This window comes from Variovorax sp. H27-G14, from assembly GCF_046156345.1.
GTDB lineage: Bacteria > Pseudomonadota > Gammaproteobacteria > Burkholderiales > Burkholderiaceae_C > Variovorax.
The window spans coordinates 13,385-29,508 of sequence record NZ_JAYLVN010000026.1 but is presented as its reverse complement, the minus strand read 5'-3'; the positions used below and the strand labels follow the sequence as shown (position 1 = coordinate 29,508).

15 protein-coding genes are annotated in these 16,124 nt (G+C 67.2%); 7 read left to right on the top strand and 8 right to left on the bottom strand.

The window, feature by feature from the left end; translation table 11 throughout:
- Positions 1–8: 8 nt before the first annotated feature.
- The 8 genes from VLK31_RS32925 to VLK31_RS32890 form a co-directional block, all read right to left on the bottom strand.
- Positions 9–719: an ABC transporter ATP-binding protein gene (locus tag VLK31_RS32925; RefSeq protein ID WP_409172697.1), complete on the bottom strand. Its 711-nt coding sequence runs from the start codon at positions 717–719 to the stop codon at positions 9–11.
- Positions 716–1,486 (bottom strand): ABC transporter ATP-binding protein, encoded by a 771-nt coding sequence (locus tag VLK31_RS32920; protein WP_409172696.1) that lies wholly within the window; start codon positions 1,484–1,486, stop codon positions 716–718. Before VLK31_RS32920 ends, VLK31_RS32925 begins: the two co-directional genes overlap by 4 nt.
- Positions 1,479–2,459 carry a branched-chain amino acid ABC transporter permease gene (locus tag VLK31_RS32915; RefSeq protein WP_409172695.1) on the bottom strand — a complete coding sequence of 327 codons (981 nt, stop codon included), beginning with the start codon at positions 2,457–2,459 and terminating at the stop codon, positions 1,479–1,481. The genes VLK31_RS32920 and VLK31_RS32915 overlap by 8 nt, the downstream gene beginning before the upstream one ends.
- Positions 2,460–2,467: 8 nt before the next feature.
- On the bottom strand, positions 2,468–3,340 hold the full coding sequence (locus tag VLK31_RS32910; RefSeq protein ID WP_409172694.1) for a branched-chain amino acid ABC transporter permease: 873 nt from the start codon (positions 3,338–3,340) through the stop codon (positions 2,468–2,470).
- A gap of 525 nt (positions 3,341–3,865) precedes the next feature.
- Complete coding sequence (locus tag VLK31_RS32905; RefSeq protein ID WP_409172693.1) at positions 3,866–5,074, bottom strand: ABC transporter substrate-binding protein; 1,209 nt, start codon at positions 5,072–5,074, stop codon at positions 3,866–3,868.
- Between the two features lie 17 nt (positions 5,075–5,091).
- Positions 5,092–5,874: a GntR family transcriptional regulator gene (locus VLK31_RS32900; RefSeq protein ID WP_409172692.1), complete on the bottom strand. Its 783-nt coding sequence runs from the start codon at positions 5,872–5,874 to the stop codon at positions 5,092–5,094.
- Between the two features lie 130 nt (positions 5,875–6,004).
- Positions 6,005–6,853 (bottom strand): fumarylacetoacetate hydrolase family protein, encoded by an 849-nt coding sequence (locus tag VLK31_RS32895; protein WP_409172691.1) that lies wholly within the window; start codon positions 6,851–6,853, stop codon positions 6,005–6,007.
- Between the two features lie 73 nt (positions 6,854–6,926).
- Positions 6,927–7,661, bottom strand: coding sequence for an SDR family oxidoreductase (locus VLK31_RS32890; RefSeq protein WP_409172690.1), 735 nt, complete (start codon positions 7,659–7,661; stop codon positions 6,927–6,929).
- A gap of 157 nt (positions 7,662–7,818) precedes the next feature.
- Between VLK31_RS32890 and VLK31_RS32885 the strand changes: the two genes are divergently transcribed.
- From VLK31_RS32885 to VLK31_RS32855, 7 genes are all read left to right on the top strand, one after another.
- Complete coding sequence (locus VLK31_RS32885) at positions 7,819–8,538, top strand: FadR/GntR family transcriptional regulator (protein WP_409172689.1); 720 nt, start codon at positions 7,819–7,821, stop codon at positions 8,536–8,538.
- Positions 8,539–8,618: 80 nt separating this feature from the next.
- A complete protein-coding gene (locus VLK31_RS32880; RefSeq protein ID WP_409172688.1) occupies positions 8,619–10,157 on the top strand; it encodes a UxaA family hydrolase in 1,539 nt (512 codons plus the stop codon).
- 125 nt (positions 10,158–10,282) lie between these two features.
- Complete coding sequence (locus VLK31_RS32875; protein ID WP_409172687.1) at positions 10,283–11,314, top strand: ABC transporter substrate-binding protein; 1,032 nt, start codon at positions 10,283–10,285, stop codon at positions 11,312–11,314.
- A gap of 349 nt (positions 11,315–11,663) precedes the next feature.
- A complete protein-coding gene (locus VLK31_RS32870; RefSeq protein ID WP_409172686.1) occupies positions 11,664–13,163 on the top strand; it encodes a sugar ABC transporter ATP-binding protein in 1,500 nt (499 codons plus the stop codon).
- Between the two features lie 29 nt (positions 13,164–13,192).
- Entirely contained in the window at positions 13,193–14,155 is a 963-nt protein-coding gene (locus VLK31_RS32865) for an ABC transporter permease (RefSeq protein ID WP_409172685.1), read from the top strand.
- Complete coding sequence (locus VLK31_RS32860; protein WP_409172684.1) at positions 14,152–15,147, top strand: ABC transporter permease; 996 nt, start codon at positions 14,152–14,154, stop codon at positions 15,145–15,147. Before VLK31_RS32865 ends, VLK31_RS32860 begins: the two co-directional genes overlap by 4 nt.
- A 42-nt stretch (positions 15,148–15,189) precedes the next feature.
- On the top strand, positions 15,190–16,122 hold the full coding sequence (locus tag VLK31_RS32855) for an SMP-30/gluconolactonase/LRE family protein (protein ID WP_409172683.1): 933 nt from the start codon (positions 15,190–15,192) through the stop codon (positions 16,120–16,122).
- The last annotated feature ends 2 nt before the right edge of the window (positions 16,123–16,124 follow it).

Here is a 16,124-nt window from a genome sequence, read left to right as displayed (position 1 = left end):
TGAAAGGCCTACAGCCCCAGGTACGCGCGCCGCAGTTCGTCGCTGCCCAGCAGCGCATCGGGCTTGCCCGAAAAGCGCACGCTGCCGTTTTCCAGCACATAGGCGCGGTCGGCAATCTCCAGCGACTGCCCCACGTTCTGCTCGACCAGCAGCACCGCGAGGCCGCCGTCGCGCAGCTCGCGAATGAGCGTGAACATCTCTTCCACCAGCAGCGGCGACAGGCCCAGCGAAGGCTCGTCCAGTATCAGCAGCACGGGCTCTGCCATGAGGCCGCGGGCAATGGCCAGCATCTGCTGCTCGCCGCCGCTCATGGTGCCGGCGTGCTGCGCGATGCGCTCGCGCAGGCGCGGAAAGATGTGGAACATCTTCTCCACGTTGGCCGCGCGCCGCTCGCGGGCACGGGTGAAGGAGCCCAGCTCCAGGTTCTCCAGCACGCTGAGGTTGGGGAACACCTTGCGGCCTTCGGGCACCTGAATCAGGCCGGCCTTGACCACGTCGCGGTAGTGCGCGCCGGTGAGGTCCTTGCCGTCGAAGCGCACGCTGCCGCTCCAGGCCGGCGTGAGGCCGCACACCATCTTGTTGAGGGTCGACTTGCCCGCGCCGTTGCTGCCCAGCAGCGCGACCATTTCGCCCGCGTTGACCTGCAGGTCGACGCCGCGCAGCACCTCCACGCGGCCGTAGCCGCCGCGCAGCCCTTGAATGTCCAGCAGTGCGCTCATGCTGCGTCTCCCACGTTGGCGGCCGCGGCCTTGCGCAAACGCGCCGCCGTGCCATGGCCCAGGTAGGCCTCCACCACGCGCTCGTCGGACGTGACCTGCGCCGGGTTGCCCTCGGCAATCAGCTGGCCCTGCGCCAGCACCCACACATGCTCGGCCAGGTTCATCACCGCCTGCATGACGTGTTCGATCATCAGCACGGTCACACCGCTGTCTGCAATGGCGCGCACCACCGGCATCATTTCGGAAATCTCCTGCGGGTTGAGGCCTGCGAGCACTTCGTCGAGCAGCAGCAGGCGCGGCCGCGTGGCCAGCGCGCGGGCGAGTTCGAGGCGCTTGCGCCCGGCCACGGTGAGGTCGGAGGCCGGCTTGTCCAGCTGCGGCGCCAGGCCCACGCGCTGCGCGACGGCCTCGGCGCTGGCCAGTGCCTCGGCGCGGTTGCGCACATGCAGGTGCGCGCCCACCGCGATGTTCTCGCGCACGGTCTGCGCGGCGAAGGGCTTCACGATCTGAAAGGTGCGCGTCATGCCCAGCACCGCGTTGCGGTGCGGTTCATGGCCGGTGATGTCCTGGCCGGCAAAGCGCACGGTGCCGCTGTCGGGCTTCAGAAAGCCCGACATCAGCGCAAACAGCGTGGTCTTGCCCGCGCCGTTGGGGCCGATCAGCGCGGTGAGGCTGCCCTCCTTCACGGCCAGGCTCACGTTCTGCACGGCCTTCAGGCCGCCAAAGGCGCGCGAGATGCCGTCGAGTTTCAGCAGCGGCTCAGTCATTCTTGCCTCCCTTCGCGTTCCACAGTTGCCGCACCGAGAGCCCCAGGCCCGCCACGCCGCGCGGCAGGAAGATCACGATGAGCACCAGCACCGTGCCGTAGATGACCATGTTGATGCCCGGCAGCTCGCCGAACAGGTTGCGCGTGAAGTCCGACAGCAGGTGCAGCGTGACCGCCCCCAGCACCGGCCCCCACAGCGTGCCCATGCCGCCCACGATGGCCGCCACCAGCGCCTCCACCGAGGTGACCGAGCCGTAGGCGATGCCCGCGTCGATGTACTGGAACACCTGCACATAGAACGCCCCTGCCGCGCCCATGAAGGCCGCCGACAGGCCGATGGCCGCGAGCTTGACCCGGAACGGGTTGACGCCCACGGCGCGCGCGGCGTCTTCGTTGTCGCGCACCGCCTGCAGGTAGGCACCGAAGCGGCCGTTGCGCAGCCACCAGGTCACCAGCAGCGCCACGACCACCATCGCCAGCACCAGCCACAGGTAGCCCGCGCGCGACGCAAACTGCATGTTGCCCACCGCTTCGCGCAGCGGCACCATCAGCCCCACGCCGCCGCCCGTGAAGGGCACCGAGGTCGCAAGAATGCGAAACACCTCGGCAAAGGCCAGCGTGACCAGCGCGAAGTAAGAGCCCTTCAGGCCGTAGCGAAAGGTGAGCGCCCCCACGAACAGCCCGACCAGCGCCGCACCGGCCACGGCCATCGGCAATGCGATCCACGGGTTGATGCCGCCCTGCAATTGCGCAATGGCCTGGATGTAGGCACCGGTGCCGAAGAACAGCGCATGCCCGAAAGAGAACTGCCCGCCAAAGCCGCCGAGGATGTTCCAGGCCTGCGCGATGAGCGTGGCGTAGAGCGCCATCATCACGAAGTTGAGCATCACGCCCGACTGGGTGACCAACGGCACGCAGCCGACGACCACCGCGAAAAGGGCAATGCCCGCAAGTTGCCTGTATCCCGAATTCATGCCCGCCTTCATGCCTTGGCTCCGAACATGCCCTGCGGGCGAAACAGCACGACGCCGATGAAGATCGCAAAGATGCCGATCTGCCCAAGCGACTCGCCCAGATACAGCCCGCCAAGCGACTCGACCACGCCCACCAGCAGCCCACCGACCAGGGCGCCGACGAAGCTGCCCATGCCCCCCAGCACCACGATGGTGAAAGCCACCAGCACAAAGCCGCCGCCCACCTGCGGGTTGACGTAGTACGCGGGCAGCAGAAAGCAGGCCGCCGCGCCCAGGCACGCCAGGCCGATGCCGAAGTTCATGGCGTAGACGTGGTCCACGTCGATGCCCATGAGCTTGGCGCCCTCCTTCTCCTTGGCGACGGCGCGAATGGCGCGGCCCAGGTCGGTGCGGCCCATGATCCAGAACAAGATGCCCGACACCACCAGCGCGCCGGCAAAGGCCACGAGCTTGGGCACCGCGATCATGGCGGGGCCGATGGCCACGGTGCTCAGCGAATACGCCGTGTCGATGCTGCGCGTGTCCGACTTGAAGAACAGCAGCGCCAGGTTCTCCATGACGATGGCAATGCCCAGCGTGGCCAGCAGAATGTTTTCGTCCTTGCCGTGGCCGGCCCGGTTGATGACGATGCGCTGCAGCGCGTAGCCGAGCGCGAACATGCCGACGATGGCAATGGGCAGCGCCATGTACGGGTCGATGCCCCAGCGCTCCTTCAGGAAGTACACCGCGTACAGCGCCAGCATGAGGCTGGCACCGTGCGCGAAGTTGATGATGTGCAGCACGCCGTAGATCAGCGTGAGGCCCACTGCAATGAGCGCGTACACGGCGCCTGTCGTCAGGCCGTTCAGGACTGAGGGGAAGAGGATGTTGAGATCGAGCATGTTTTGTTTCTGGCGCTTTCAGCGGGTGCGCTTTTTTTCAGGTCCGCCCGGTGCGCGGTTCGGGCCGGGCGACCCCACTGCGCCGGCCCTTCGGGCTCCCCTGCGGTGCTCGCGTTTCGCGGGGTCTCGCAGAACTCGCTGCGCTCAAACAGCTGCGAGCCCTGATCCGCGAAACGCTGCGCTCCTCGGCGGCACAGAGGGGATCGCCCGACCCGAACCGCACACCGGGCTCCAGGGCAGAACCGGCGCGGTCGGCATGCAAGGGGCGCACTCGCAGCGTGCCCACGACCACGGCGGCGGCGGTGGTGGCCGGCATGCCTTCGGGTGTGCGTTGAGGCACCGGCGAGCACCGCAGCGGCAGGCGGATCAGGGCTCGCCCTTGTTTGAGCGAAGCGAGTTTGGGCGAGACCCCGCCTGACGCGAGGAGCAGCAGCGAAGTCCGAAGGACCGGTGACGTCGCACACCCGAAGGCATGCCGGCCGCCGCCGCCGTCGCACCCCAAGCCACCAACATGCAGCACCGGGTTCATGCCTTCAGCGGAAACACCGGATCGACCTCGCGATAGTCGCGAGGAATGATCACCTTGATGTCGTTCTTCACCACCTGCGTCATCAACGGCTGCGCGCCTTCGTTCTGCCCGTTGACGAACTTGGTAGGGCCGTAAGGCATGAAGTGGTTCGAGAAGGTGCTCTTCTCCAGCGCGTCGATGATGGCCGCGCGCTCGGTCGACTTGGCGCGCTCGATGGCGTCGGCCAGCAGCCACATCGAGGTGTACGTCATGAACACCTCGTAGCTGAAGAACTGGCCCTTGGCCTCCACGCGCTTGCGCAGCTCCTGCGAGCGCTTGTCCTTCGGGTTGAACCAGTGGTTGCAGTCGATGATGCCGTTGGCCGCGTCCGGAAACTCCTTCACGAACTTGTAGCTCGACGCCGCGCCGCCCAGCACCGAGAAGATCGCCTTGGGCACCACCTTCTGCTGCTGCATGGTGCGCACCAGCAGCGCGTATTCGTTGTAGTAGTTGGCCGGAATCACGATGTCGGGGTTGATCGACTTCATGCGCAGCACGATGTTGTTGAAGTCGCGCGTGGGGTTGGCGTGCTTCACCACCTCCTTCACGTCGAAGCCGTAGCCCGGCAGCTCGCGTGCGAGCAACTGCGCGGTGCCGGCACCGAACAGCGACTCCTCGTGAATGATCATCACGGTCTTGGCCGGGCTGCCCGCGGCCTTGTTGAGCACCAGCAGGTTGGCAATGGCCACCTCGGTCGACTTCTTGTAGCCGGGGCCGAAGCGAAAGGTGTTCTTCAGGCCGCGCTCCACGATCTGGTCGGCCACGCCCACGTCGACCACGTGCGGCAGGTTGTACTTGGCCGCGGCCTGCGTGGTGGCCAGGCAGATGGCCGAGGCGAATGCGCCCACGATGGCCGACACACCGGCCTCGTTCATCTTCTCGACCTCGGCCGCGCCGGCCTGCGGCTGCGACTGCGCGTCGCCCAGCAGGGCCTCCAGCTTGGCGCCGCCGAGCGACTTGATGCCGCCGGCCGCGTTGATGTCCTCGATGGCCATCAGCGCGCCCAGGCGGCATTGCTGACCCGAATAGGCCAGCGCACCGGTGACCGGGTGCAGCACGCCGACCTTGATGGCCTTGGGCTGCGCCCCGGCCACGAGCGGGAAGGCCACGGCAGTGGCCAAAGCTGCGGACTGCGACACGAAACGGCGGCGGTTCTGGTTCTGCATGGGGCTTTCCTTTTTCTTCAGTTGAACTGGGCTGACACGTCTTTGCTGACCCACACCTTGGCGTCGATGCTGCCCACTCGGGAGAGCTGCATTTCGTAGGTGTAGCGGTCGGGGCGGTAGAAGCCGTGCAGCCACTGCACGGGCCGCTCGTCTTCGTCGTAGATCAGGCGGCGCACCGCCAGCAGGGCGGAGCCGACGGACACATCCAGGTGCTGTGCAAGCACGTTGTCGGCCAGCCGCGCGGAAATGGTCTGGTGCGCGCGCCCCACCTTCACGCCGGACTCTTCGAGCAGCACCAGGATGGGCTTCTTCGACAGCTCGCGCCGACCGAAGCGGCGCGCAATGGTGTCGGGCACATAGGTGGTGATGTGCGAGAGCGGGCCTTCCTTGGTGGAACGCACGCGCACGGCCTTCTGCACCGCGTCGCCGAGCTTGAGTTCCAGCGCCTCGGCCACCTGGGTGGAGGCGGTGATGGTCGCCACCTCGATCACCTTCACCGAGGTGTGCAGGCCCATGGTCACCAGGTTCTCGAGCAGGCCGCGCAGATTGGCACGCTCCATGCTCTTGCCGCTGGGGCCCTCGCCGGTGGCCGGGGGCGGCAGTGCGCGCGTGCGGCGCCCGGGGTTGCGCTCGATGAGGCCTTCGGTCGCCAGCTGCTCCAGCGCACGGCGCACCGTGACGCGCGCCACCTTGAACTGCGCCATCAGCGCCAGTTCACCGGGCAGCCCCTCCGCAAAACGGCCTTCGTGCAACTGCTCACGCAGGACCAGATAGATCTGGTGGTATTTCGGCAAAGGCATTTGCGACATGCCTTTGATGTTTTTGCAGTTTCAATGTTCTGTCAATGGGACATTTAAAACCCAAGGGCGCGCCACAAAAGAAAAGGCGCCCGCAGGCGCCTTGAGACGTTCAGCAAGCCTCGGTGCGGGCTCAGAGCTTGAAGGGCACCACTTCCTGGCGCTGCTCGCCCAGGCCTTCGATGCCCAGCGTCATCACGTCGCCCTTCTTCAAAAACAGCGGCGGCTTCATGCCCATGCCCACGCCCGGCGGTGTGCCGGTGGTGATGACGTCACCGGGCATCAGCGTCATGAACTGGCTCACGTAGCTCACGATCTTGGCCACGCTGAAGATCATGGTCTTGGTGCTGCCCGTTTGCACGCGCTGGCCGTTCAGGTCGAGCCACATCGCGAGCTTTTGCGGGTTCTCGATCTCGTCGCGCGTCACCAGCCACGGGCCCAGCGGGCCGAAGGTGTCGCAGCCCTTGCCCTTGTCCCAGGTGCCGCCGCGTTCGATCTGGTATTCGCGCTCGCTCACGTCGTTGATGGTGCAGTAGCCGGCCACGTAGTCGAGCGCGCTCTTTTGCGACACGTAGCGTGCCCGCGTGCCAATGACCACGCCCAGCTCCACTTCCCAGTCGGACTTGACCGAGCCCTTGGGCAGCATCACGGGGTCGTTCGGGCCCTGGATGCAGCTGTTGGCCTTCATGAAGACCACGGGCTCCTTGGGCACCGGCAGGCCGGACTCGGCCGCGTGGTCCGCATAGTTCAGGCCGATGGCGATGAACTTGCCGACGTTGGCCACGGGGCTGCCCAGGCGCGGCTTGCCGCGCACCAGCGGCAGCTTGTCGAGCTTGGTCTTGCGCAGCCTGGCAATGGCGGCGTCGCCAAGTTGCTCGGGGCCGATGTCGTTGACGATGGCGCTCAGGTCGCGCAGCTTGCCGTCGTTGTCGATGAGGCCGGGCTTCTCCTTGCCGGGGTTGCCGTAGCGGACGAGTTTCATGCTTTCCTTTCAGTGCATTGAATCGAAGGGGTGTGCGGGGCGGGCACGGACAAAGCCAATGCCGCTCTCGGGTTCATATGGTGATGCCGCCGTCGACCGTGAAGGCCTGGCCGGTGGCAAAGACCGATTCGTCGCTGGCCAGAAACACCACCACCGGCGCAATTTCCTCGGCCTGCGCGAGCCGGCCCATGGGCTGGCGCGCAATGAAGGCCTGGCGTGCGGCGTCGGGGTCGGCGTTGGCGTTGATGCGCTCGCCCAGCGAGGGCGTGTCGACCGTGCCGGGGCACACCGCATTGCAGCGGATGCCGCGCGCCACGTAGTCGGCGGCCACGCTCTTGGTAAGGCCCAGCACGGCCGCCTTGGTGGTGCCGTAGACGAAGCGGTTGGGCAAGCCCTTCATGCTGGAGCACACGCTGGCCATGTTGATGATGCTGCCGCGCCCTGCCGCCAGCATGCCGGGCAGCACGGCCTGGATGGTCCACATCTGCGCGCGCACGTTCAGGCTGAAGGCGAACAGCAGGTCGTCGTCGGTGGCCTGCTCGATGGTGCCGTTGTGCACCACGCCCGCGCAGTTGAAAAGAATGTCGAGCGCAGGGAGCTTGCCCACCACCGCGCCAATGGCGGCCTTGTCGAGCACGTCGAGCTTGAGCGCGGTCACGTTGGGCATGCCGGCGTAGCGCGCGAGCAGCGCCTCGTTGACGTCGGTGGCGAACACCTGCGCACCCTCCGCGGCCATGGCCAGCACGCTCGCGTAGCCGATGCCCTGCCCCGCGGCGGTGACCAGCGCGGTCTTTCCCTTCAGTCTCATGGTGTCTCCTGGTGCCTTTGGTGGGCAGTGTTGGGGTTTGGCCCGATGGTGTCGCGGCCGGCGCATCGTATTCTGAATTGGCCTTACCACTTGTCCAATTCAGGACAACCCTTAAGCCGCCTTCGTTCTTCCACAGCCCTTCCACCATTCTTTTCCCGTGCCGATCCAGACCCTCGAACCCCAGCGCCTCTACCGCCAGATTGCCGAACAGCTGCGCGTGCTGATCGGCAAGGGCGAGTTCGCGGTGGGCGCGCGCATTCCGGCCGAGCGCGACCTGGCCAAGCAGCTGGGCGTGAGCCGGCCTTCGGTGCGCGAGGCGCTGATTGCGCTGGAGGTGGAAGGCTGGGTCGAGATTCGCACCGGCTCGGGCGTGTACGTGCTCGACCGGTCGCACCGCACGGCGCCACCTGCGAACGGAGCAGGCACCGGCACTGAATGGGGCCCGCTGGAGATCATTCGCGCGCGCCGGCTGGTCGAAGGCGAAACCGCCGCCACCGCCGCGCAGCACGGCAAGCGAAAAGACGTGGACGCCATGCGCCGCGCAATCAAGATGATGCGCGAGCTTGCCGCGCGCAACGAGGTGCCGCACGAAGGCGACCGCGCCTTCCACCTGGCCATCGTGAACGCCTGCGACAACGTGGTGCTGACCGAGACGGTGCAGGGCTTCTGGGAGTCGCGCCAGGGGCCGATCTTCGCGCGGATGATCGATTACTTCGAGACCATGACGTCGTGGCAGGCGGCCATCGGCGAGCACGAGGCCATCCTCGACGCCATTGCCGCACGCGACCCGGGCGCGGCGCGCGACGCCATGCACCAGCACATGGACAAGTTCCACCAGCGGTTCAGCGCGAGCTGGCGCCGCGCGAAGGCAGCCTGAAGCCTGCGCGCCAGCACCACCTCCATCCCTCTTCATGCACACCAGCCAGCCATAGCCACAGCAACAGCCAGCCGACCCCCATGACCCCCTACATCCGACTCCACCCCGCCGACGACGTCGTCATCGCGCGCTCGCAACTGCTCGGCGGCACGCTCGTCGAAGGCGTGGCCGTTCGCGGCCTCATTCCGCCGGGCCACAAGATTGCGATGCACGTCATTGCACAGGGCGAACCGGTACGCCGCTACAACCAGATCATCGGTTTCGCGAGCCGGCCCATTGCCGCCGGCGAGCATGTGCACACGCAGAATTTAGACATGGGCCCGGACAAGGGCGCGGTGTCGGAAACCTTCGAGCGCGACTACGCCTTCGGCGCCGACGTGAAGCCCGCGCCCGCCAGGCGCGAGGCCACCTTCATGGGCATCAGGCGCGCCGACGGCCGCGTGGCCACGCGCAACTACATCGGCGTGCTGACCAGCGTGAACTGCTCGGCCACGGCCGCGCGCGCCATTGCCGACCACTTCTCGCGCAAGACCAACCCGCAGGCGCTGGCCGACTACCCGAACGTCGACGGCATCGTGGCGCTCACGCACGGCACCGGCTGCGGCATGGACACCGAAGGCATGGGCATGCAGATACTGGAACGCACGCTCACGGGCTACGCCACGCACCCTAACTTTGCGGGCGTGCTGGTGGTGGGCCTGGGCTGCGAGGCCAACCAGATCAAGGCCTGGCTCGCCACCGGCCACCTGGCCGAAGGCGAGAACTTTCGCACCTTCAACATCCAGGACACGGGCGGCACGCGCAAGACGGTGGAGAAGGGCGTGGCGCTCATCCACGAGATGCTGCCGCGCGCCAATGCGGTGAAGCGCGAGCCGTGCAGCGCGGCGCACATCACCATTGGGCTGCAGTGCGGCGGCTCCGACGGCTATTCGGGCATCAGCGCCAACCCGGCGCTGGGCGCGGCGGTCGACTTGCTGGTGGCGCACGGCGGCACCGCCATCCTGAGCGAAACGCCCGAGGTGTACGGCGCAGAGCACCTGCTCACGCGCCGCGCGGTGAAGCGCGAAGTGGGGCAGAAGCTGGTGGACCGCATCAAGTGGTGGGAGAACTACACGGCCATCAACCAGGGCGAGATGAACAACAACCCCTCGCCTGGCAACAAGGCCGGCGGGCTCACCACCATCCTCGAAAAATCATTGGGCGCGGTGGCCAAGGGCGGCACCAGCAACCTGGAGGCGGTGTACGAATACGCCGAGCCCGTGAGCGCGCACGGTTTCGTCTACATGGACACGCCGGGCTACGACCCGGTGAGCGCCACGGGCCAAGTGGCCGGCGGCGCCAACCTGATCTGCTTCACCACGGGGCGCGGCTCGGCCTACGGCTGCGCGCCCTCGCCTTCGCTCAAGCTCGCGACCAACTCGGCGCTGTGGCAGCGGCAGGAAGAAGACATGGACATCAATTGCGGCGAGATCGTGGACGGCACGGCCACCATCCAGGAGATGGGCGAGCGCATCTTCGCGCTGGTGCTGGCCACCGCGTCGGGCGCGCAGTCCAAGAGCGAGCAGCATGGCTACGGGCAGAACGAGTTCGTGCCCTGGCAGGTCGGCGCGGTGATGTAGCCGAGCCGGCCCCACCCATCCATCGCCCGGAGGCCGCCGCACTGACCGGCGCGGCATTGCAGGACGGGCATCCGCAGGAGACAACCGAGTCCCGGGCAGCGGGTTCGGACCACAAGGACAACACCATGAAGAAGATCCGACTCTCACCCACGGCGCTGGCCACAGCCTTCGTAGTGGGCGCCGCCGCGCTGCACATTCCGGTGGCGAACGCGGCCGACACCAAGGCCAAGAAGATCGCGCTGTCGAACAACTTCGCCGGCAACTCGTGGCGACAGGCCATGCTCAAGAGCTGGGACAAGGTAACGAAGGACGCGGTCGCCAAGGGGGTGGTGGCGCAGGCGCCGAGCTTCACCACGTCGGAGAACCAGGCCACGGAGCAGGCGGCGCAGATCCAGAACATGATTTTGCAGGGCTTCGACGCCATCGTGATCAACGCGGCCTCGCCCACGGCGCTGAACGGCGCGGTGAAGCAGGCCTGCGACGCGGGCATTGTGGTGGTGTCGTTCGACGGCATCGTGAACGAGCCCTGTGCCTACCGCATCGCGGTGGACTTCAAGCAGTTGGGCGCAATGCAGATCGACTACTTTGCGAGCCGCGGCATCAAGGGCAACCTGCTGGAGGTGCGTGGCATTGCGGGTGTGTTCGTGGACGACGAAATTCACCAGGGCATTACCGCGGCGGTGGCCAAGCGGCCCGAGTACAAGATCGTGGGCTCGGTGCATGGCAACTGGACGCAGACGGTGGCGCAGAAAGAGGTGTCGGCCATTCTGTCGACGCTGCCTCCGGTGACGGCGGTGGCCACGCAGGGTGGTGACGGCTATGGCGTGGCGCAGGCGTTCAAGGCGGCGGGGCGTCCGACGCCGATCATCTTCATGGGCAACCGGCAGGACGAGTTGGCGTGGTGGAAGGAGCAGCGCGACGCCAACAAGTACCAGACGATGTCGGCCAGCATTGCACCGGGGGCGTCGACTTTCGCGTTCTGGGTGGCGCAGCAGATCCTCTCCGGTGCCAAGGTACCGAAGGAGATGAAACTGCCGATCAGCGTGGTGACGCAGGACACGCTCGATGACGCGGTGAAGAACACCGAGGTGGGCAGTGTGGTGAATGTCGAGTACTCGCAGAAGGAAGTGGTCGACTTCATTGCCAAGGCCAAGTGATGCGGTGCTGTTCTGGGCGCTGCTGTTCAGGGCGGTGCTTTTTTGGGCGCAGCCGTTCAGGGCTCGCCCACGCCGACGGGGTACCTTGCTCCGCGAATGTCCCCCGGGCTTCGCCCTCCTCCTTTATTTCGCTGCGCAAGGCACCCCATCGGCGTGTGCGTTATTCAGAGGAGTGGTTGATCGTGCGATCAACCAGAGCGTGCCCAGGTGCACAGGGCGTCGGGTGCTCCCCGCAGCGAAATAAAGGAGGAGGCGAAGCCGGGGGACATTCGCGGAGGGGAGTACCCGGCGGCCTGTGCACACGCCCTGAACAACAACGCCAAAACACACGACAAGAGGCGAAACAAACATGACCGAAGTCCTTGTAGAGGCACGCGGCGCAGCGAGGTCATTCGGCGCAGTACAGGCGCTGCGCGGCGTAGACCTGCAACTGCGACGCGGGGAATGCGTAGGCCTCGTGGGACACAACGGCGCAGGCAAGTCCACGCTCGTCAACGTGCTGTGCGGCGCGCTTGCACCCGACAGCGGTGAACTGCAGTTTGCCGGACGGCCCGCCGACAGCCCCGCCTGGAGCCTGCGCGAGGCTCGGCGATGGGGACTGCGCTGCGTGTTCCAGGAACTGTCGCTGTGCGACAACCTCACGCTCGCGGAGAACATGCGCATTGCACAACCGCAGTCGGCCGAATGGGCCTGGCGCAAACGCGCAGGGGCGCAACTGATGGCCTCGCTCGATCGCATCTTTCCGGGCCACGGGCTGCGGGCCGACGACGTGGTGGGCGAACTGCCCATCGGCAAGCGACAGATCGTGGAAGTGGCGCGTGCGTTCACCGTCACGCCAGGGGCGCAACCGCTGGAACTGATGATCCTCGACGAACCCACGTCCTCGCTCGACGGACAAGCCGCCACGCAACTGCTGGCCTACATCCGCAGCTTCGTGGCCGAAGGCAAGACCTGCGTGCTCATCACGCACAAGCTGCGCGAGATCTTCGCGGTGACAGACCGCCTGGTCGTGATGCGCGACGGCCAGGTGGTACAGGCCACGCCGACCGCGGAGACCGACCGCGACAGGCTGGTGATGGCAATGGGGCAGGCCATTGCAAATGAGGTCAAGAACGCCCCGCTGCCCGACGACGCGGCGGCAAGAACACGCGAAGCCGGTGGCGGCACGCAGGCTGTGGTGCAGGTTGCAGCCTCCACTCAGCGCGGCATGGCCATGCAGGCTTCGCGTGGCGAGGTCATCGGCCTGGCGGGGCTGGCCGGGCATGGCCAGACCGCGATGCTGCTCGCGCTGCAAGAGGCCTCGCAGCATGGGCGCAAGGATGCGATGCGCGTCGAGGGCGGCACCGCCTTCGTGGCCGGCGACCGGCAGACCGACGGCGTGTTCACGCTCTGGTCCATCGCGCGGAACATGACGGTCGGGTGGCTCGCGCAGTTGCGTGCGCGCAGCCCGCTGATCGACCTGCAGCGCGAACACGAACAGGCGCAGCAGTGGCGCCAGCGGCTTGGGCTGGTCACGCCCGACCTGAACCTGCCGATAGGCTCGCTCTCGGGCGGCAACCAGCAGAAGGTGCTGTTCGCACGCGCGCTGGGCTCGAGCGCACCGGTCATCCTCATGGACGACCCGATGCGCGGGGTGGACGTGGGCACCAAGCGCGATGTGTACGCGCTCATTCGCGACGAGGCGCGCCAGGGCCGCACCTTCGTCTGGTACACGACCGAGTTCGACGAGCTGCATCACTGCGACCGCGTCTATGTGTTCAGCAACGGGCGCGTGGTCGGTGAGCTGGCCGGCGACGACATCAGCGAAGAGCGCGTGGTGGCGCTTTCCTTCGAGGAGGCTGCGGCATGAGCGCGAATGCAATCACGAGCACAAGAACAATGACAAGAGCGACCACAAGAGCGCCAAGCCCCGCGCGCCGCGTGGCGATGCTGCATGCCCTGCTGCCCGCAGTGGCGCTCGCGGTGCTGCTGGCGGCGGTGTTCCTGAAGCAGCCGCGTGCCATGTCTTACTTCGGCATCAACCTGCTGCTGAACCTGGCCATTCCGGTGATGTTCGCAACGCTGGCGCAGATGATGATTCTGGCGGTGAGCGACCTCGACCTGTCGATCGGCCCGTTCGTGTCGCTGGTGGCGTGCATCGGCGCCACGCTGATGCCCACGCAGCCGCTGCTCGCGGTGCTGGCGCTGGTCGCGGCGGTGGGCGTGTATGCGCTGGCGGGCGCGGTGATAGAGGCTCGGCAGTTGCCGTCGATCGTGGTCACGCTGGGGCTGTCGTTCGTGTGGCTGGGCTGCGCGGTGCTGCTGCTGCCCACGCCGGGCGGCACGGCGCCCGAATGGCTGCGCGGCGCCATGAGCTGGCGCACGCCGCTGTTGCCCATGCCGATCTGGATGGCGATCGTCACGGGCATCGTGGGCCACCTGCTCATCACGCGCAGCGCCTTCGGCACGCTGGTGCGCGGGATGGGCGGCAACCCCGGCGCGATTGCGCGCGCGGGCTGGAACATGGTTTGTGTGCGCGCCGGCGTGTATGCCATTGCGGGGCTGTTCGGCGTGTGCGCCGGGCTGATGCTGGTGGGCCAGGCGACGTCGGCCGACGCCAACATCGCCTCGCGCTACACGCTGGTGGCCATTGCCGCGGCCATTCTGGGCGGGGCCGAATTCGCGGGCGGCAAGGTGGCGCCGGTGGGCGCGGTGATCGGTGCGCTCACGGTCACGCTGGCGGCCTCGTTCCTGACCTTTCTGAACATAGCACCCGACTGGCAAGTGGGCATGCAGGGGCTGATTCTGGTGGCGGTGCTCGGCCTGCGCGCGGCCATCGACATGGTGGGAGGCAAGCGATGAACGCAACACAAGAAACCTTGGCCGCGCCCGTGGCCCTGCCTCGGTGGAAGCGCTGGAAACAGCTGGCCGGCAACCGCCCCTGGCTGGGCTCCTGCGTGGCCGCCGTGCTGGCCTGGGCCGCCACGGTGTGGAGCGCCAACGGCCAGGGCGCAGGCGACCTGCTGGCCGCGGCGCTGGCGTTTTCGGCTTTCACGGTGCTGGTGTCGCTGGGGCAGATGCTGGTGATCAGCGTGGGGCCGGGCAATGCCGACCTGTCGATTCCCTCGACCATCGCGCTGTCGGGCGCGGCCGCGATGATCGTCATGAACGGCAGCAACGCGATGCTGGTGCCGGGGCTGCTGGCGGCCACGGCCGTGGGCATGGGCGTGGGGCTGTTCAACTTCGGGCTGATCCGGCTGCTGCGCATTCCGCCGATCATCGCCACGCTGGCGGCCTCGCTGATCGTGATGTCGGTGGCCATCAACTTCGGACGCGGGCTCAAGGTGAAGCCACCGGCGCTGTTCTCCGACCTGATGGCGATGCGCATTGCCGGCGTGCCGCTGGTGGCGATGGTGGCCGTGGTGGTCACGGTGCTGATCGCGTTGATGCTGGAGCGCACGGTGCTGGGCCGCTCGATTGCGGCGGTGGGCCAGAACCGCCGCGCCGCGCAACTGGCGGGCCTGCGCGTGGAACGCACGCGGCTGCTGGCCTATGTGATCTGCGCGGGGCTGGCCGGCTTCACCGGCGCGCTCATCGCGGGTTTTTCGGGCGGCAACTCGCTCGACCAGGGCGCCGAGTATCTGCTGATGACCATTGCGGTGGTCGTCATCGGCGGCACGGCGGTGGCGGGCGGGCGACCGAGCGTGCCGGGCATCTGGGGCGCGGCCATGTTCATGTTCTTGCTGGTGGCGCTGCTCAACGCCGTCGGCGCCGGGCCGGGGCTGCGCACGCTGCTGACCGGGGTCATCATCATCGCGGTCATCGTGCTGGCCAGCGCGCGCCCCAAGCGCTGAAGCCGACGCACCCACTCTCACGAAAGAAGAAAGACACCCCCCATGGCCACACTCCCCTTCGGCTTTCTGGACGGCACCGGCTTCGAGCACCTGGACCCGCGCTTCAAGACCTGCATTCCCGGCCCCGAGCGCCTGGAGCGCCTGTGGAGCGGCGCGCGCTGGTGCGAAGGCCCGGCATGGTTCGCGGCGCACCGCACGCTGGTGTGGTCGGACATTCCGAACAACCGCATGCTGCGCTACGACGAGCTGAACGGCACGGTCGGCGTGTTCCGCGCGCTGGCCGACAACACCAACGGCCACACGGTCGACCGCCAGGGCCGGCTGGTGAGCTGCGAACACCTCACACGCCGCGTGACGCGCACCGAGCACGACGGTAGCCTCACGGTGCTGGCCTCGCACTGGCAAGGCAAGCGGCTCAATTCACCGAACGACGTGGTGGTGCACTCCGACGGCGGCGTGTGGTTCACCGACCCGAGCTACGGCATCCTGTCGGACTACGAAGGCCTGCGCGCCGACAGCGAGATCGGCGCCTGCCATGTCTACCGCGTCGACCCCGCCAGCGGCGAGGTCGCGCGCATGACCGACGACTTCGTGAAACCCAACGGGTTGGCGTTTTCGCCCGACGAGTCGCTGCTGTACATCGCCGACACCGGCGCGAGCCATGCGGCGGACGGGCCGCGGCACATCCGCCGCTTCAACGTGGGCGCCGACGGCCGCAGCCTGAGCGGCGGCGAGGTGTTTGCCGAATGCACCAACGGGCTGTTCGACGGCTTCAGGCTCGACACCGAAGGCCGCATCTGGAGCAGCGCCGCGGACGGCGTGCACGCCTACCACCCCGACGGCACGCTGCTGGGCAAGATCCTGGTGCCGGAGCGCGTGGCCAACGTGTGCTTTGGCGGGCCCAAACGCAACCGCCTTTTCATCTGCGCGACGACGTCGCTCTATGTCATTACCTTGAACGCAAAGGGAGTCTGATC

Excerpts from the sequence above, each read along its gene's own strand:
- VLK31_RS32925 (WP_409172697.1), bottom strand. The coding sequence starts at position 719 with ATGAGCGCACTGCTGGACATTCAAGGGCTGCGCGGCGGCTACGGCCGC.
- VLK31_RS32865 (WP_409172685.1), top strand. The coding sequence starts at position 13,193 with ATGACAAGAGCGACCACAAGAGCGCCAAGCCCCGCGCGCCGCGTGGCG.
- VLK31_RS32870 (WP_409172686.1), top strand. The coding sequence starts at position 11,664 with ATGACCGAAGTCCTTGTAGAGGCACGCGGCGCAGCGAGGTCATTCGGC.
- VLK31_RS32910 (WP_409172694.1), bottom strand. The coding sequence starts at position 3,340 with ATGCTCGATCTCAACATCCTCTTCCCCTCAGTCCTGAACGGCCTGACG.
- VLK31_RS32880 (WP_409172688.1), top strand. The coding sequence starts at position 8,619 with ATGACCCCCTACATCCGACTCCACCCCGCCGACGACGTCGTCATCGCG.
- VLK31_RS32905 (WP_409172693.1), bottom strand. The coding sequence starts at position 5,074 with ATGCAGAACCAGAACCGCCGCCGTTTCGTGTCGCAGTCCGCAGCTTTG.
- VLK31_RS32855 (WP_409172683.1), top strand. The coding sequence starts at position 15,190 with ATGGCCACACTCCCCTTCGGCTTTCTGGACGGCACCGGCTTCGAGCAC.
- VLK31_RS32895 (WP_409172691.1), bottom strand. The coding sequence starts at position 6,853 with ATGAAACTCGTCCGCTACGGCAACCCCGGCAAGGAGAAGCCCGGCCTC.
- VLK31_RS32915 (WP_409172695.1), bottom strand. The coding sequence starts at position 2,459 with ATGAATTCGGGATACAGGCAACTTGCGGGCATTGCCCTTTTCGCGGTG.
- VLK31_RS32920 (WP_409172696.1), bottom strand. The coding sequence starts at position 1,486 with ATGACTGAGCCGCTGCTGAAACTCGACGGCATCTCGCGCGCCTTTGGC.
- VLK31_RS32900 (WP_409172692.1), bottom strand. The coding sequence starts at position 5,874 with ATGCCTTTGCCGAAATACCACCAGATCTATCTGGTCCTGCGTGAGCAG.
- VLK31_RS32890 (WP_409172690.1), bottom strand. The coding sequence starts at position 7,661 with ATGAGACTGAAGGGAAAGACCGCGCTGGTCACCGCCGCGGGGCAGGGC.
- VLK31_RS32860 (WP_409172684.1), top strand. The coding sequence starts at position 14,152 with ATGAACGCAACACAAGAAACCTTGGCCGCGCCCGTGGCCCTGCCTCGG.
- VLK31_RS32875 (WP_409172687.1), top strand. The coding sequence starts at position 10,283 with ATGAAGAAGATCCGACTCTCACCCACGGCGCTGGCCACAGCCTTCGTA.